Annotated in this window: 1 protein-coding gene; it reads right to left on the minus strand. The window is 65.5% G+C overall.

Features of this window, described 5'->3' with window-relative positions:
* Window positions 1-5: 5 nt before the first annotated feature.
* On the minus strand, window positions 6-18,518 hold the full coding sequence (locus tag RAK07_RS04500; protein ID WP_305731647.1) for a Calx-beta domain-containing protein: 18,513 nt from the start codon (window positions 18,516-18,518) through the stop codon (window positions 6-8).
* Window positions 18,519-18,869 lie beyond the last annotated feature (351 nt).

Genomic DNA, 18,869 nt, shown 5'->3' on the forward strand with positions numbered 1-18,869 from the left:
CGCCGCTACCCGTGCACATTACTGCTGCTGATAGCCTGGTTTATCAGAAGTTGTACCTGCATGTCACTCTGTGTGTACACATCGTAGGTGACGGCACCGATGACATGGGTATCGGCGGGGGTGTGCTGCCAGTCGCCGATGTTGCCGATGATGACCGTATCGTCGGCGTCGCCGTCCACCAGCAGTTGATGCAGGCCGCTGCCGCCGGTGGCAAAGACATCCACCTCCTGATGCAGCAGTTCCGCGGCGGTCAGGCTGAGCTGGTTGGCGCCGCTGCCGGAAAGGTCGATCTTCTCGATACCGGTGATCTGCGACGAGGTCAGCACGCTCAGGTCCAGATGGATACCGCTGCCGGACAGCTTCAGGGTGTCGATTCCCGCGCCACCGTCCACGGAGAGGTGGGGGAGGCTGCCGGTCAGGCGGGCGATGTTGTCGGCGTTGACCACGATCAGGTCGTTGCCGCCTCCGGCGCTGATGGTGTCGCCGCCGCCCAGACCGCTCAGGATGTCATTGCCGTTGCCGCCCATGATGGCGTCGTCACCGGGGCCGGCCGCATCGTCGTTGCGGAGGTAGCTGGTCACCGGCGTGCTGTCGATATTGACCCCGGAACCGGAAAGGCTGACCTGGAACTGCTCGTCCGGCTCCACCGTGGCGTCGCCCCGTGCCGTCAGGGTCAGCAGGTGGCTGTTCTGGCCGGCGGCCATCTGGAAGGTGCCGGTCAGGGGGGAGACGAAGTCGTCGGCGTCCACGTCGCCGCTGATGGTGTAGGTGATGGTGACGGCGTCGGAAATATTGCCGGAGCGGAGCACTTGGTAGGTATAGGCGTTGGTGGTGCCCGCCGCACCTTCCGAACGGTCGGTGTCCAAGGCGATCAGGACGACTCCTTCGTCGTCGCTGACGATGGTGGCCGCGGCCGAACCGGCATTGGGAGCGATGCTGACGCCGTCGCCGGGGTTTGACAGCAGCAGGGAGAACTGCTCGTCCACTTCGGTCAGGGTATCCCCTGCCACGGCGACGGTGACGATCTTCGAGGTTTCGCCGGGGGCAAAAGTCAGGGAGCCGCTGGGCAGCTGGTTGCCCACAAAGTCGGCGGCAGTGGCCCGGTAGCCGCCGCTGCCGGCCACCTGCCAGTCGATGGTGGCGGTGGTATCAACGGCGCCGAGCCGGGTGACTTCGAACGAGTAGAGCAGTGAGCCGCTGTTCCCCTCCACCTGGCTGGGGTTGAGGGCAGTGACGGAGATCTGGCTGTCGTCGTTGCGGATGGTGCCGGTGGCCGCGGCCTGGATCAGGTTGGCGCCGCTGGGATTCGTGAGCTGTACCTGGAAGGTCTGGTCCTGGCCGTAGGTATGGTCCCCCGCCACCTGGATCGTGATGATACGTTCGCTCTCGCCGTCGGCAAAGTGTACCGTGCCGGAGGGAGCGATGCCGCCCACGAAGTCGTCGGTACCGGCCGGATAGCTGCCGGTGCCGTGGACGGCCCAGTTCACCGAGGCCTCGCCGGCGGCGAGGCCGACCCGTTCGATCTTGAAGGTGAAATTGGTGACGCCGCTGTTCCCCTCGGCCTTGTCGGCGTCAAGGGCGATGACGGAGATGCCGGTGTCGTCGTTGGCAATGGTGGTTTCGGCGGTCTGTTCCAGAATGGTGGCTCCGTCGGCATCGAACAGCCTGATGGAGAAGGTTTCGTCATATTCGCCCACGGCGTCGCCCAGCACCGAGACGCTGATCTGCTGGGTGCTCTCGCCGGGCTGGAAGGCCACGGCGCCGGTGGGGAAGACGCCGCCGAAGTCCCCTGCGTTGGCCGGACGGCTGCCGCTGGCAATCACCTCCCAGAGCGCGCTCACCGCACCGGTAAGGTCGCCGCTGCGGGTCACCGTGAAGGTGAAGACGGTTTCAACGCCGTCCGCCCCTTCGGCCACGGAAACAGCGTCGGCGGTTATGACCAGCGCCGCGTCGTCGTTGCGGATGGTGCCGGTCACCGCCGGGCCGGTGACGGTGGAGCCGTCGGCCGGATTGACCAGGGTGACGTCGAAGGTTTCATCGTATTCACCGATGCCGTCGCCCACCACTTCGACGGTGAAGGTTCTGCTGGTTTCGCCGTCGGCGAACTGCACCGTGCCGCCCACGGCGGCGAAGTCGTCCGCCGAGGCGGGGCGGCTGCCGCTACCGCTGATCGCCCACTCGACGCTGGTGGCGCCGGTTGCCGTGCCGGCCCGGTCGATACGGAAGGTGTAGAGGGTGCTGCCGCCGGTTCCTTCGGCATGGTCCACGGCCACCGCCGAGAGGGTCAGGGTGTCGTCGTCGTCGATGATCTGACCGGCCACGTTGTTGACGGTGATGTCGGCATGGGCGCTGGCGTTCGACAGCTGGACGGTGAAGGTTTCGTTGCCCTCCCAGGCGCCGTCGCCGGCAAGGTTCACGGTGATGGTCTTTTCGGTTTCACCGGCGGCAAAGGTCAGCGTACCGCCCGGCAGCAGGCCGCCGGCAAAGTCGGCGGCAGTGGCCGTACCGGCCACCACGTTCCAGGATACCGTGGTTTCCCCCGACAGATCGCCGCTGCGGGTGACGGTGAAGGTGGCCTGGCCCGCCGTGCCGCCGTCTCCTTCCACAACGCTGCCGTTTGCCGTCGCCAGTGCCAGGTCGACGTCGTCGTCGCGGATGAGGCCGGCGGCGGTGGCGGCGGAGCCGTCAATGGTGCTGCCGGCGCCGGGGTTGCAGAGTTCGACGGTAAAGGCCTCGGCCCCTTCCAGGTCACGGTCGCCGGCCACCAGCACGCTGAGGATGGCGGTATCCTGGCCGTCGGCAAAGGTCACGGTGCCGCTGGTGGCGGCAAAGTCGTCGGCGCCGGTGTCGGTGTGCAGGATGCGCCAGCCCACGGTGGAGCTGCCGCTCAGGCTGCCGCTGCGGGTCACGGTGAAGGTGAAGGCGGTGGTGCCGCCGGTTCCCTCGGCCCTGTCGGCCGCCAGCGCCGTAATGGCGAGCACGTCGTCGTCGTTGACGATGACCGCGTCCGCCGTCCGGGCGCCATAGCTGTGGGTCAGGCTGTCCACCGGCGCGGTCAGGGTCACCCGGAATCCTTCGTCGGCTTCACGCAGGCTGTCGCCGGCCACTGAAACGGTGAAGTCCTGGCTGGCCTGGCCCTGGGCAAACACCAGGGTGCCGGAGGGGAAGAAACCGCCGGTGAAGTCGGCGGCCGCTGCCGCATGGTCGCCGCTGCCGGCAACGCTCCAGTCCAGCGTGGTGGCGGAAAGGCTGCCGGTGCGGGTCACCCGGAACACATAGGCGGTGGGACCGTCCCCTTCGCCGTCAGGAAGAGAGACGGCGGCAATGGTCCACTCCACGTCGTCGCTGATAATGGTACCGGTGGCGCTGCCCACCACCACGGCGGCGCCGGTGGAGGGATTGCCGAGATTGACGGTAAAGGTCTCATCCCCCTCCACCACGGTGTCCCCCGCCACCTGCACGGTGATGGTCTGGCTGTTCACGCCGCTGGCAAAGGTCAAGGTGCCGGAGGGAAGCAGGCCCCCCGCCAGATCGTCGGCATCGGCGCTGCCGGCCGCCACGGCCCAGTCCACGGTGGCCTCAAGGGCCGTGTTGCCGGTGCGGGTGACGGTAAAGGTGTAGTTGACCATGCCGTCGGCCCCTTCCGACTTGACGGCGTCGGTGGCGCTGATGCGCAGGGATGCCTCGTCGTCGGTGATGACGGCGTCGGCGGTGGTGTGCAGGAAGATCACGCCGTCCGGTCCCGCCAGGGTCAGGCGGAAGCTCTCGTCGGACTCGCCCAGGTAGTCCCCTTTCACCGGCACCCTGATGGTCTTGCTGGTGTCGTTGGCATCAAAGGTGATGGTGCCGCCGGTGCTGTCGAAGTCGCCGGCCGACGTGGGGTCGGCGCCGATGCCGGCCACGCTCCAGGTCAGGGTCTGGGAACCGGTGAGGTTGCCGCTGCGGGTCACCACGAAATCGAAATAGGTGGTGTCCCCCGGATTTCCCTCCACCTGCGTGGCCGGGGCCGTGACGTCGAAAACGATGTCGTCGGCCTGGATGGTGCCGGTGGCGGTGGCCTGGGTAATGGTCATGCCGCTGCTGGGGTTGGACAGGGTAACCGTGAACCCTTCGTCCGGCTCGCCCGCCAGGTCGCCAGCCACGTCGATGGTGAGGGTGGTGCTGGCCTGGCCGGCGGCAAGGGTCACCGTGCCGGTGATGCCGGCAAAGTCGTCGTCATCCGCGGCGTGGGCCCCGGAGCCGGTGATGCTGTAGGTCACGGTTTCCGCCTCGCCCAGGTAGCCGGTGCGGGTGATGGTGAAGGTGAAGGGGGTGGTGCCGCTGTTCCCTTCGTTCTTCACCGCATCGACGGCTGCGATGGCGATGGTGGAGTCGTCGTTGAGTATGGTGGCGGCGGCGGTTGCGGTCAGGATCGAACCGCCGCTGGCGTTGGCAAGGGTGATGGTGACCGCCTCGTCCCCTTCCACCACTTCATCGCCCACCACCTGGATGGTGATGGTCTTTTCGTACTCGCCGTCGGCAAAGGTCACCGTTCCCGAGGGGAGACCGCCGTTGCTGCCCAGGGCGTCGGCGGTGGCGAAGTCGGCGGCCACGGCGCCGGCCGAGGAGAGCTTCCAGTCCACCGAAGCGGTGCCGTCGGCGTTGCCGGTGCGGGTCACCGTGAAGGTGAGGGCGGTGGTGCCGCTGTGCCCTTCCTGGATGGTGGCGTGGTCGGCGGCGATATGCAGCGCGGCGTCATCGTTTTCGATGGTGCCGCTGGCCGTTGCCTGGCTGATGGTGTCGCCGGCGGTGCCGGCCCCCAGGGCGATGGTGACGGTGTAGGTCTCGTCGGTTTCCGGCGTGGCGTCGTTGGTGGGGGTGATGGTGATGGTCTTGCTCATCTCGCCCGGCGCAAAGGTGACGGAACCGGAGGGGAGCGAACCGCCGAAGTCGGCGGCAGTGGCCGATCCGCCCCCTACGGACCAGGTGATGGTCTGGTTCTGGACCGTGTCGTGGGTACGGGTGATGGTGAAGGTCTGGCTGCCGCTTTCCGGGCTGCTGCCCACCAGCGGGGCGATGGAGAAGCTGCTGTCGTCGTTGCGGATGGTTCCGGTGGCGCTGATGTCGATGGCCTCATCGACCCCCACCAGGTTGGAGAGCTGGATGGTGAAGGTTTCATCGGCTTCCGGCGTGGTATCGCCCACCACCGTCACCGAGATGGTCTTGCTGGTCTCGCCGGCGCTGAAACTGACCGTACCGGAGGTGGCGCCGCTGACGTCGCCTGCGGCGGTGGTGCCGTGGTAGAGGGTCCAGGTCATCGACGAGGTGCCGGTGGTGTCCCCCGAACGGGTGATGGTGAAGGTCATGGTCTGGTTGGCATCGCTTTCCGCCAGGGTACTGTCGGCGATGCTGATGCCGGTATCGTCGGTGACGATGGTCAGGGTGGCGCTGGCCACATTCTGGGTATTGGTAATCGTCGGCGACGAGCTGGTCAGCACGTCCTCGTAGAGCACCACCCGGAAGGTTTCGCTGTTCTCGGCGATCAGGTCGCCCTTGACCAGCACGCTGAAGGTCTTGGTGAGCTCGCCGCTGGCAAAGCTGACTGTGCCGCTGGGCAGGCCGTTGTTGGTGCCCTGCGTGTCGGTACTGGTGAAATCGCTGGTACTGGCCGGATTCCCCCCCACCGCTTCCACCCGCCACTTGAGGGTGGCCGCGCCGGTATAGCCGGTGCCGCCGCGGGTAACGTCGAAGGAGAAGGTCTGGTTGGCCCCCTGGTCGGTCTCCACCAGGCTGGTGCTGGCCGGGGTCAGGGTGTAGGTGGTGTCGTCGTCGTAGATGGTGCCGCGTACATCCAGCGTGGTGCTCGGGCTGGTGTAGCTGCCGCTATAGTCGGCGTAGTAGCTCTGGAAACGGACGCTGGAGCCGGCGCTGTCGCCGGGGGCGGAAAGACGCAGGGTAAAGGTTTCGTTTGCTTCCACCGTGGTGTCGTCGGCGAGCAGATCGGCCAGGGAGATGCTGTAAGTGTACTCGCCGTAGGTACCGGCCTGCCCGGCCAGAGTGAAGCTGCCGCTCATGGTGGTGAAATCGCCGTTTGTCGTGGTGCCGTTAACCAGGGTGTAGTTGACGACGATGTCGTTGTCCAGCCGTCCGTAGCGATTGACCATGAAGGTCAGCGGATTCCCCTCGTAGGCGCTGGTCTGCACATTGGTATAGTAGCCGTTGGTGTCGCCGCTGTAGGTGTCCCAGCCACCGACCCAGAGGCGGATGTCGTCGTTCTTCAGGGTGGTGGTGACGCTGGCCAGGGCGTTGTTGATGTCCGCCGGGCCGTAGGCGTCGGTATAGAGCGGCCCGTGTTCGGCGTCGTCCGGGTCCAGCACGGTGAAGGTCAGGGTCTTGTCGTTCTCCACGTAGCGGTCGCCGGTGAAGGTGACCACCACGTTTTTGGTGGTTTCGCCGGCAGCAAAGGTGACCAGGCCGTAGGTCTGGTTGGAGTAGGGTTCCTGCACGCTGCTGGCGTCACCGCCAAAGGTCAGGATTTCCGCCGAGCCATTGGCACTGGCCCAGTTGATGTACGTGCCGTCGATCCGCCAGGCCACGGTGGTGGGGTAGTTCAGGCTGCCGTCCCGGTCCCCCTGGTCGCTGCGGGTAATGGTGAAGGTGACGCTGTTGCCGGTGGCCGAATCGTTGGCGCCGGTCCCCTCCCAGGTGGTGGCGCTGCTGACCGAAACGCTGATCAGCGGGTCGGATTCGTTGTCGTAGATCCGGGCGGTGTCGGTGTAGCCGGTGGAGGGGGTCTCCAGGTCGTGGTTGGGTTCGCCGGCATTGACGTTGACGGGGTTGGAAAGGACGATGGGCAGTTCCTCCCGCCAAGTTTCGGTCCAGGCGTCGTCGATGGTGACCACGGTGATGGTTTTGGTGGTCTCGCCGTCCGCGAAGGTCAGGGTACCGGACCAGGTGCGGGTTCCCGCGTTGTAGCTGGCGGTGCCGCTTGAGGGGGTGACACTGTCGATGTCCGACGGGTCCAGCTTGTACCAGGTGCCGGTGGCGTTGTTGCTCTCATTGGTGGCTTCGGAACCGGGCAGGGCCAGGGACCAGTCCACGGTGTCGGTACCCCGGCTGTCGCCGCTGCGGGTGACGGTATAGGTGAGGGTTCCGCCCTCGACCACATCGTTGACGGAGGCGTCGAAGCGGGTGTCGTCGTTGGCGATGATGCCGATATTGTATTGCGGATAACTCGCGGTATCGTAGATGTTGATCGAAGAACCTGCGCTGGGGTTCTCGAGATAGATGCTGAAGTACTCGTCGTATTCTCCGATATCATCCACCTTGGTGTAGAACTTGATGTAGGCCCATTGCTGGCCGTCTTCAAAGGTAACGGTACCGGAGGGGAGGGCAGCCGCGGTGGTTATGGACGTGATGTCGCCATTACCGTCGCGGGTGATAGTGAGGAAGTCATCGGCGCTGACTGCCGGAGAGTTGTAGGTGCCGATGCGCCAGCCCACGCTGGCCGTGCCCGCCGTGGCAACCTGGCGCTGCACGGCGAAGATATGCTCCACGTAGCCGTACTCCACACCGCCGATGGTGACGATGGTGGCGCCGGCGCCGCCATCCGCCGGGGTATCGCCTTCGGCCCGGCTCTGCAGGCCGTTTCCGGGAGACAGGCTCTGTACGCTGGTGCTGGCCACCTCACGGTCGCTCAGGTAGAACTCGGCCTCGTCGCGTTCGATGGAGGAGAACAGGTAGTTGGTGTTGTTGGCGACACCGTTGGTGGCGCTGCTGATGGCTTGGTTATCGTAGAAGTTGCGGCCGCCATAGTAACTACGGCCGAGCAGGGTTCCGGTGCTCTTCGAAGGATCGTCATAGATGACGTTGATCTCGTCGTAGCCGCTGGTGCCGGTGACGCTGACCGCGAACCACTCATCGTTTTCCGCCGTGTTGTCGCCGAGGGCTGTCACGGTGAACTGCTTGCTGGTCTCACCGGCGGCGAAGCTGCCGCTTCCGGAGGTGAAACCGCCCTGGAAATCGGCTGCATCGGCAACCTGGTACTCGGAGCGGCTCTGGGTGTAGTCGGTCATGTAGGCAGAGGAGCCGTTCGAGGGGTCGGTGTTGCCGGTGGACCAGTTAAATCCAGTGGTGCCGCCGGTATAGCCGCTACGGGTTACGGTATAGGTGAAAACCGTATTGCTCCCGGCGACCGATTCGGCCTTGCTGTAGTCGTCGACGGAGAGGGTGAGACGGGTATCGTCGTCGAGAATGGTGCTGTTATAACTGGTGGTGCTGCCCAGGGAACTGCCGGCGTTGGGGTTGGCAAGCTGGATGGAGAAGGTTTCATCCCCTTCCACGCTGCCCACGCCGGTGTCGCCGTAGACGTAGACCGTGATGGTCTGGGTGGCGACTCCGTTGGCGAAGGTCAGGGTACCGCCGGGGGTGAGGTTGGCGCTTACGCCGTTGGTGAAGTCACTGCTGGTGGTGGTGCCGTGCACCACGCTCCAGTCCACCGTGCTGACCTGATTCAAGTTACCGGTGCGGGTCACCGTGTAGGTCATGGCCTTGCCGGTGCCGTGGCCGCCGTCCCCTTCGAGAAGGTTGGCCGTGCCGGCGGTGATGTTGAACTGGGCATCATCGTTGCGGACAAAGCCGTCGGCAGTTGCCGTGGTGATCTGCGTGCCGGCGGAGGCGTTGGAGAGGGCCAGGCGCAGCACTTCGTCCGCTTCCAGGGCGCTGTCGCCGGCAACCCGCAGCGTGACGGTCTTGCTGGTTTCCCCCCCCGCGAAACTCACCGTGCCGTAGGGGATGCCGTTGCCGTCCTTGAACACACCGGCCGGTTGGCTTGAGAAAAAGTCGCTGCCGTTGACGGCGTTGGCGACGCCGGTGTCCACGGTCCAGGAAACGGTGCTGGTCTGCGCCGTGTTGCCGGTGCGGGTGACGGTGAAGGTGTAATCGACGTAGCTGCTGTTGCCTTCGTTCTTGTCGGCCAGCAGGGTGGCGACGGAAACGCTGGCGTCGTCGTTGGTCAGTACCGTGGAGGCGCTGGCCGTGCCGATGACGCTGTTGGCCGGTGCCCCGGAAAGAGTGACGGTCATGGTTTCGTCCGATTCCACGACGGAATCGCCCTTGACGTTGACCACGATGGTGGCGCTTACCTGGCCGTCGGCGAAACTGACCGTGCCGCTGGCCGCCTGGCCGTCGGCCAGGTCGCCGGCCGTGGTGAAGCCGTTGGTACCGGTGATGGTCCAAGTGAGGTCGCGGGCCCCCACCAGGGAACCGGTGCGGGTCACCGTGTAGGTGATCGCGCTGTCGCTGTTGCCTTCGGCACGGCTGGTGGTCAGGGTGCTGATGCTGAAGCTGTCGTCGTCGGTCAGGATGGTGGTGCTCTTGTCGCCGTCCGTTCCCTCGATGGTGCCACCGTTGGGATCGGCCAGGATCACCCGCAGGGTTTCGTCGTTTTCCAGGGTCAGGTCACCGGCCACGTTGATGGTGATGGTCGTGCTGGTCTGTCCCGCCGTAAAGGTAACGGTACCGCTGGGCAGACCGCTGTTGGTGCCCAGGCTGTCCTGATTGCCGGTAAAATCAGCAGTGGTCAGGCCGCTGGCAGGGGCCACGGACCACTTCACACTGCCGGCGCCGCTGGTGTCGCCGCTCCGGGTGACCGTAAAGGTAACCGCGGTGCTGCCGCTGGCCCCCTCATGGAAGGCGGCCGGGGCGCTGAGCACGAAGTTAGTGTCGTCGTTGGTGACGACGGTGTTGGCGGTGGCGGTGCCGATGATGCCGGCCGAGGGATCGGTCAGGGTGAGGGTGAAGGTTTCGTCTCCTTCGGCCAGAGTGTCGGCGATCAGATCGAAAGTGACGGTTTTACTTGTTTCATTGGCAGCGAAGGTCAGGGTGCCGCTGGGCAGAACACCGCCCTGGATGTCGGCCGCAGTGACGCCGGCCCCGCCGGTGACGGCGTAATTGATGGTGGCGCTGCCGCTCAGGTCGCCGCTGCGGGTGACGGTATAGGCGATCTGGGTAGTGCCGGCGGAACCTTCAGCCACGGTGGCGTTGGCGGCGCTGACACTGAAACTCTGGTCGTCGTTGCGGATGATGCCGGTGGCGTTGGCATCCTGGATCAGTTGCGGCGTGTTGTCGGTGAGCCGGGCGTTGCTAATGGTGACGGTGAACTCTTCGTTTTGCTCCACCACGGTGTCGCCGCTGACCGTGAAGCTGATCTCCTTGCTGGCCTCATTGGCGGCAAAGGAGAGGGTGCCGGAGGGGAGGAGGCCGCCGAAGTCGGCTGCGTCGGCCGGTGAGGCGCCGCTGCCGCCGACTGCCCAGTCAACCGTGGCGGCGTCGCTGATGTCACCGGCCCGGGTGACCCGGAAGGTGTAGGTCACGGTGCCGCCCTGCCCCTCGGCATGGTCGGCGGAGAGGGCGGTGATGGAGAAGCCGGTGTCGTCGTTGGTGATGACGGCGCCGGCACTGCTGCCGGTCAGTTCGGTGTTGTCACCGGCCCCCTGCAGCAGGATGGTGAAGGATTCGTCCTGCTCAACCTGATTGTCGGTGGCCACCAGCACGATGATCTGCGCGGTGCTTTCACCCGCGGCAAAGGTAACGGTGCCGCTGGGCAGGCCGTCGTTGCTGCCCAGTGCGTCCTGACCGCCGATAAAGTCGTTGGCTGCCGCCGAACCGGCGCCGCCGGGAAGCTGCAGCACCCACTCGACGGTGGTTGCCGCGGAGGTGTCGCCGCTGCGGGTGACGGTGAAGGTGAAGGGGGTGGAGGCACCGTCGTCGGTATTCTGCTCGGCCTGAGTGGCGGTATCCGCCGTGATCACCAGGGCGGCATCGTCGTTGACCACCTCCGTCGCGGCGGTGGCGCTGGTGAGGTAGGTCCGGTCGTGGGCCGGATTGCCCGCCGGGTTGCTCAGGGTGACGGTGAGGGTTTCAGTGCTCTCGTTGACGTTGTCGCCGAGCAGGGGCAGGTTGATGGTCTTGACGGTTTCATGGGCCGCGAAGCTGAGGGTGCCGGAGAAGGGGGTGGAGGCGGCGAAGTCGTCGGCGGTCATGCCGCTGGCGATCCAGTCGATGACCACCGGCGATGCCAGGTCGCCGCTGCGGGTGACGGTGAAGGTCAGCACGCGGCTCTCCCCCGCTGCTCCTTCAAGCACCGAGGCGTTGCCGGCGGTGATGGCGATGCCGATATCGTCGGCCACCACGCTGCCGGCGGCGGTGGCGGTCATGATGTCGGCGTTGCCGTCGGCGCCGGAAAGGGTGACGGTGAACCCCTCGGTGGACTCGATGGCGGTATCGCCGCTGGTCTGGATTTCAATGGTTTTGCTGGTTTCTCCCGGGCCGAAGGTGATGGTGCCGGAGGGGAGGGCGCCGCCGAAGAAGTCGGCGGCATCCACCGGGTGGTCGCCGGAACCGCTCACCGCCCAGTTGACCGTGGTGGTGCCGGTGACCACCCCGCTGCGGGTGACGGTGAAGACGTGGGTCTGCGTGCCGCTCTCCCCTTCCGTGAGGGTCGTGGTGGTGGCACTTACGACCAGGCCGGTGTCGTCGTTGCGGATCACGCCGTCGGCACTGGCGGTGCCCAGGGTGGTGCCGGCCGAAGGATTGGTAAGCTGCACGCGGAATCCTTCGTCCGCTTCCTGGTAATAATCGCCGCTGACCGTGACCGTGATGGTCTTGCTGGTTTCATTGGCGGCAAAGGTGAGGCTGCCGGCGGGGAGCGTGCCGCCGAAGTCGGCGGCGTTGGCCGGGTGGGCCCCCTGGCCGGCGACGCTCCAGTCCACCGTGGTTTCCCGGTCCAGGAAACCGGTACGGGTAACGGTGAAGGTGAACTCCCGGCTGTCGCCGTTGGCCGCTTCGGCGAGATCGGCGCTGGTGGCGGCAATGGAGAGGATGTCGTCGTCGTTCAGGATGACCACGTCGGCAGTGCCGCTGGCAATGGTGGTGCCGGCGCCGGGGTTGACCAGGGTGATGGTGAAGGTTTCATCGCTTTCCAGGCTGTGGTCCCCTGCCACGGACAGGGTGACGGTTTTGCTGGTTTCCCCGGCGTTGAAGGTGATCAGGCCCCCCGGCAGCAGTCCGCCGGCAAAGTCTGCCCCGTCGGCTGCCGCGCCGCTGCCGGCGGGGCTGACAACGTACTCCACCGTGTCCGTGCCGTTGATGTCGCCGGTGCGGGTGACCGTAAAGGTGACCGTGGTGCTGCCGCTGTGCCCTTCCACCACTGGATCGATGCTCTGCAGGGTAAAGGCGGCGTCATCGTTGCGGATTGCGCCGCTGACCTCGCCGACCAGTACCTGGGTGCCTTCGGAGGGGTTGCTCAGGCGGATGGTGAATCCCTTGTCCGGTTCGATCAGGTTGTCCACCGTGAGCGGCAGATTGACCACCAGGCTGGAAACGCCGCGGGTAAAGGTTAAAACCCCTGAGGGGATGCTGCCCGAAGCGAAGTCTGCGGCGACGACGCCGTTGCCGTCGGTGGGGACCAGCTCCCAGTGCACGGTGGAGACACCGGTGGTGTCGCCGCTGCGCTGCACGGTGAAGGTCAGTTGTGAGGTGCCGCCGGGGTTGCCTTCCGGGCGGTCCAGGTTGGTGGCGACAAGGGTGAGGCCGGAGTCGTCGTTGAGGATCATGCCCGCGGCGCGGTCCTGCTCGAGCACGACACCGGCCTGGCCGGTGGTCAGGACGATTTCGTACCCTTCGTGGGGTTCGTAGACCGTGTCGGCACGGGGGGTGATGGTCAGCAGCTTCGTGGTTTCGCCGGCGGCGAAGGTGATGCTTCCCGAAGGAAGACTGCCGCCAAAGTCGTCGGCATTGACCTGGTTTGCGCCGGAACCCACCAGGTGCCAGTCAACGGTAACTTCGCTGTCCAGGTGGGCGGAGCGGGTCAGGGTAAAGGTATGACTGCGGGTGGTGCTGCCGGAGCCTTCCTTGACCACGGCGTCGGTGGCCGTGATGCTGACGGCGGCGTCGTCCGGCACGATGGTGACGGTGGCGGTGCCGGTATGGATAAGGGAGTTGGCGTCCTGGGCCTGCAGGGTGAAGGAGTAGCTTTCATACCCCTCCAGCAGGCTGTCGCCGGCAAGGGGCACCGAGATGATCTTCGAGGTTTCCCCTGCGGCGAAGGTGATGATGCCGGTCAGCGGGAATCCGTTTTCGAAGTCGTCATCTTCGGCGGGGTTCTCGCCGTACCCGGCGATGACGTAGCCGATGGCGCCGGCCTGTGAGACGTTGCCGGTACGGGTGACCAGAAACTGCTGCACGCCGCCGGTGCCGTTTCCTTCAAGCGTGGAGGCGGTGACCGCCGTGACGTCGTACTGGGTTTCGTCGGCGCGGATGATCCCCTGGATTTCGCCGTTGATGATGACGGTGCCGGCCGGGGCGTTGGCCAGTACGACACTGAAGGCTTCATCCTGCTCCAGGGTGGCGTCCCCTGCCACATAGATGGTGACGGTTTTCGTGGTTTCGTTGGCGCCGAAGCTGATGGAGCCGCTGGGGCGTCCGCCGTTGTCGCCGAGGGCGTCGGGGGAGGCGGTGAAGTCCAGGGAATCCGGCACGTGGTTGCCGCGGGGGATCAACCGGTAGTCGATGGTCATGGGCTGATTGAGGCTTTCGGAACGGACCACCTGGAAGGTGATCGCCGTCTGGGTGGCGGCGCCCCCCTCGACGACGTCGGTCGTACCGGCGAAGATGCTGAAGCCCAGGTCGTCGTTGACCACGGTGGTGGTGGCTGTATCGGTACCCAGGCCGAGGTTGGCGCCCGGGTTGGCCAGCCGTACCGTCAGGGCTTCGTCCGGTTCGATGGTGCGGTCGCCGGTGACGGTGACGGTGATGGTGGTGCTGGCCTGTCCCACCGCAAAGGTGGCCGTTCCCGACGGCAGTGTGCCGCCGAAATCGGCGGCATCCACGGTGCCGCCCGCCACCTCCCACTGAACGCTGGTTGCGCTGAGGGTGTTGGTGCGGGTCAGGGTGAAGGTGACGACCCGGGTTTCACCGTTGTGCCCTTCCTGAATCGTGGGGGTCGTGGCACTGATCGAGACCAGGGCATCGTCATTGACAATGGTGACGGCTGCCGTGTTCTGGGCTCCCAGAACCAGGTCGTCGCCGGGGTTGGCGAGGGTGATCAGCAGGGTTTCATCGGCTTCGATGGTGCTGTCTCCGGCCAGTTCGACGGTGAAGGTGGCGCTGCTCTGGCCTTCGGCAAAGCTGACACTGCCGGACAGGGTTTGACTCGGGGCCAGGTCGGCGGCGTCGACGCCGCTGATGCTCCAGTCGACGCTGCTGGCATTGGCTGTTTTGGTCCGGGTGACGGTGTAGGTGAGCAGCGTCGTGGTGCCCGGCGCTCCCTCGACGACGGTTGCCTCGCCCGCGCTGACGGTGACGGCGGCGTCATCGTTCAGCACCGCCAGGGTGACGGTCTTTTCGGCGGCATTGCCGGCACCGTCGGTGGCCACCACGGTGAAGGTGTAGTTCGGCGTGGTTTCGTAATCGGGATTATCGAGCAGCGTTACCTTCCCGGTCTGGGGATCGATGTGCAGGCCGGGGTCGCTGCCCGGCTTCAGGCTCCAGGTGATCCCGTCGCTGACGTCGCCGGAATCGTCGGCAACGGCGGTGTAGATCACCAGGCCGGCGCCGCTGTTCTCGGCCAGGGGAGCGGCCGTGTCGCCGGAGGTGACGACCGGGGTGCTTTCGTCCTGGTTGACGACGGTGATGGTAACGTCCTTGCCAGTGCTGACGCCGTCGGTGTCGGTGGCGATGACGGTGATGGCGTAGCTGTCCCGGTCCTCGTAGTCGGCGGGGGCGATCAGGCGGACTTCACCGGTGTCGGGGTCGATGGTGAACAGGGCGGCGTCGGGACCGTCCAGGCTGTAGCGGAGACGGTCGCCGGCATCTTCGTCGCTGGCGCCCACGGTGTAGACGACGGTGTTGGCGGGAGCGTTTTCGGCGATGCTGCCGCTGGCGGCCGAGTCGATGGTCGGTGCGTCGTTGACGTCGGTAACGTGGATGGTGACGGTGCTGCTGCCGCTGGCCCCGTCGGCGTCGGTGGCCACGACGATGATGAGGTAGGTGTCCTTGCTTTCGTAGTTGGCGGAATTTTTGAGGGTGACCGCGCCGGTGACGGCGTCGATGTCGAACAGGTCGGCATCGGGACCGCCGAGGCTGTAGGTGACCACATCCCCTTCGTTCGGGTCGCTGGCGGTGGCGGTGTAGACGACGGTGGCGGTTGCAGCGTTTTCCGGTACTACGCTGCGGTCGGCGGAGGTGATCACCGGCGGCTCGTTGTCGCTGGTGCCCACCATGGTGATCGTCACACTGGTGCGGGTTCCGTCCACGGCGGTCACGACAAAGGTGTCAACGTAGAGCTGCCCTTCTTCGAATTCGTCGTGGGCGGAATCGGCGACGTAGGTCCAGTGTCCCTGCGCGTTGATGCTGAAAAGGCCGTAGGCCCCCGCAACCGCGGTCTGCGACACGAATTCGGCCGGGTTGTCGAGATCGCTGATGGTCAGGGTGCCGCTGGTGGAGATGGCCTCCGGGCTGTCTTCCTCGGTGAGCTGGACGGTGGCCGTGGAAACAGTCGCGGCATCGTTGGTGCCGTGAATCGTCACGGTGACCCGGCTGACGGAGTTGTTGGCGCCGGCGACCTGGAAGGTGTCGGACACCGTGTCCCCTGCGTTCAACCGGTTGTGGGCGCCGTTGGCGACAAAGCTCCAGGAGCCGGCGGCGTTCACCGAAAAGGTTCCCCAGGTGCCGACGGTGGCGGTCTGGGGTGTGAAGGAGCTGCCGCCGCTGAGAAGGCCCCGGGTGGTGAGCGGGGCGTCGGTTTCGGACAGTTCGACAACGATGTTGGCCGCCCCCTGCTGGTCCGCCGTGATGATCGAGGTGGTGTAGGGCCGGGAGGCGGTGATGATGTCGCCGTTCCCGTCGACGATCCGGACGACGAACTGCTGGGTGCCGGTCAGGTCATGGGGTACCTGGAAGTTCCAGGTGGTGCCGGTCGCGGTGGCCGTCCCCAGCAGGTCCGTGCCGTCGACACCGCCGTAGATCATGATCTGCTGACCGGCGGTCAGGCCCTGGCCGAGTGTGCCGCTCAGGTGGGGCCGCGGATCGTCGGTGCTCGTACCCGGTGCGATGGTGCCGGTGACCGGACCGACGTCGTCCGTCAGCGTGCCGATGGTGGCTGTTGGTGTAATGACCGGCTCGGTGATTGCGAGGTCGATGGTTCCCGTAAAGCTCTGGGTTTCCGTTGCGGCGGTGATCCGGAGCGTCCCCCGGATGAGGTCTCCGGCTGCCGGGCCGGGGTCGAGGGCCCTGACCGCCAGCATGCCGATGTCGCTCAGCGCAATGGAATAGGTGCCGTCGCTGCCGGGGGTAAGCAGCGTCTGGCCGGTGGGAGTCGTTTTATACAACGACACACCGTCGGGCATCCCCGCAATGGTCACCATGCCGGTACTGTTGCCCGTGCCGAGGGCGGGCATCTGGATGTTGAGCGGTATGAAGCCGCCGAAATAGCCGTTGGCCGGGTTGGTTTCAAAGCCCCGCAGGTCGCCCAGGTCGTTGATGGCGTCGGCTACGAACTGGGTGGCGTCCCGCACCTGGTCGAACGCGGTCGCGAAGGAAATGTCGCCACCCCGTTCCGCAGCGGCCTGGTTGCCGATCCGGTACAGGGTCGGCAACAGGGCGTCACTGGCGACCCGCATGCTTTCGGTAACGGCGTCGGACAACGGGTTGGCCAGGGTGCTGGTGGCGATGGTGCTGTTGATCGTGCCGATGGTGGCGGCCAGCGAGGCGATGTCCGCTGCACTGCTGGCACGCAGGTCGTTGGTGACCCCATCCTGGTTCGAACCGTTCATGGCCCCCAGCAACACCACCTGCAGGTCGCCGGCGCTGCTCAGGCTGACCGTGCTGCTGCTGCGGTTGCTCTGCACGATCAGGTTGGCCAGTGCCTCGACGGCGTAGTCGCTGCCCACGGTGGTGGGGGTGGCGGACGCACCGTTGATGAGCGAGGAAACTGCGCCGAGGATGACGTTGATTTCCCGGTTGGCGGAGAGAACGCCGCGCTCCTGCGCAGTGGCGGTTCCCGAGAGGGCGGCTGCCACCGGGTCGAAGGAGAGCAGGTTTTCCGGCGTCGTCATGCCCAGGTTGAGCACGGAGTTGACTACCGCCGAGGCGTTACGGAGCGCGGTGGCGTCCACGGCCGTGCCGGGGTTCATGCTCTCGGCCACCGAGGCGATCAGGGTGGAGAGGGGGGAGAGGACGACATCAACCCCCAGCGTCCGGGTGTCGATGAGCCCGGGGTACACCTTGTACACCACGCCGGAGTTGGTGGAGCCGGAGGTGGTGTCCACCCCGCCGAACGCCAGAATCGGAATCCCTGCTTCCGGAGTGAACGAGAACTTGAAATGTCCCTGTGCATCGCTGGTGGTGACCGTTTCACCCTGGTCGTACACCCCGTTGCGGTTGCTGTCGATGAAGACCGTGGCGCCGGCGATGTAGTCGTCCTGCACGAGGCCGGTAAAGTAGAGGATCGGCGTGGAGGTGGCGGTGCGGTTGTTCGCGGCGTCGCTGATCGTGCTGTACACGGTGTAGTAACCCGGCCCCTCGGCGAAGACTCCGGCAGGCAGGGTCACGCTCAACGAACCGTTGGTGATGTCGATTGACGACAGCGGCCGTGTCAGGGTGTGCTGGACGTTGCTTTGCGTCGTAACCACTACCGTGATGGTGTCGGAGGCATTGGCGTTGCCCGGCAGGGTGATCTGCAGGGTGAGGCCGTCACTGACATCGCCGTCGCTGGTTTGTATCCCGAGCTGGCCGGGAGCGATGGTATCAACGATAAAGTTGATGGCCGGGCTGGCGTTGCTTGAGTTGCCGGCGGCATCGGTGATGCGGTAGGTGATCGAATGGCTGCCCTCGCTCAGGCGGTTTGAGGGGGTAAGGCTCCAGAAACCGTTCTGGTCGACCTTTGTTTCGCCGAGCAGCACGTCGCCGTCGTAAATACGCACGGTGGCGCCGGCTTCCGCGGTGCCGCTGAAAGTGGGGGCGGCGTTGTTGCTGTATCCTCCGGAGAGGCCGGACACTGATGCGGGAAAAACGGGTGACGCGGGTGGCAGCGTATCTACGGACCCGGAGGCACCACCGCCACCACCTGAGGAGGAGGACAGCCCCACGCCAAGGCCACCACCCAGGGCCAGCAGACCGACGGAGCCGACTTCCCACCACCAGCCGCCGAGCTTGTCGTCATCGCGCTCCTCTTCCTTTTTGATGTCGCCGGCCGGTTGTGCCGCCGTCGCGACGGCGGTTGCCTCCGCCATCAGCAGGGGAGCACTGTCCGCAACGGCGGCATCCCGGGAGGCGGTATCCGCGTCCGCTGCTACCGGCGGAGCCTGTGCGGGATCGTCGTCCTGTCGCTTCTTGTCGGTGCCGTCAGCTTTCTTGCGAGGAACGACGGAGGGTTCCGCCGCGGCAGCCGGCGCCGTCAGCAACGGCTCCGCCGCTGCCGCTGCAGTCGTTGAGCTCTTCCTGGTACGCGACGTTTTCCGTGCTGTTTCTTTGGTGCCCATTGATCCCTCCGTCGTAATCCGTGCGAAATGTAGAGTGTTCCTGGGGGGCGTGATCATGTGCCCCGGCAATACGGGCAAGGGTGCGTTGCTCCGCCTTTTGTGTGTATCTGCTGGTAACTAGCTGATTTTGTTCGGTATAGTTGGTGCTGCTTCCGCCGCCCTCATTTTCGAGGGCTGTGGACTAGGGCATCGATATACGAGCAGTAATAGTCAGGAAGCAGATTTTTGCAAATTACGAATTTTTACAAAGTGTAACGAGATGTAACAGGGGGGCGATGGCTGGCAGGCTGGATAGAGCGGCGTGTCTTTTCTTTGAAAAGAAAAAGCCCTTGCTTGGTGAGGTCCCGCAAA

The organism is Trichlorobacter ammonificans (assembly GCF_933509905.1).
GTDB lineage: Bacteria > Desulfobacterota > Desulfuromonadia > Geobacterales > Pseudopelobacteraceae > Trichlorobacter > Trichlorobacter ammonificans.

Coding starts and splice junctions, on each gene's coding strand:
- RAK07_RS04500 (WP_305731647.1), bottom strand. CDS start 18,518: ATGGGCACCAAAGAAACAGCACGGAAAACGTCGCGTACCAGGAAGAGC.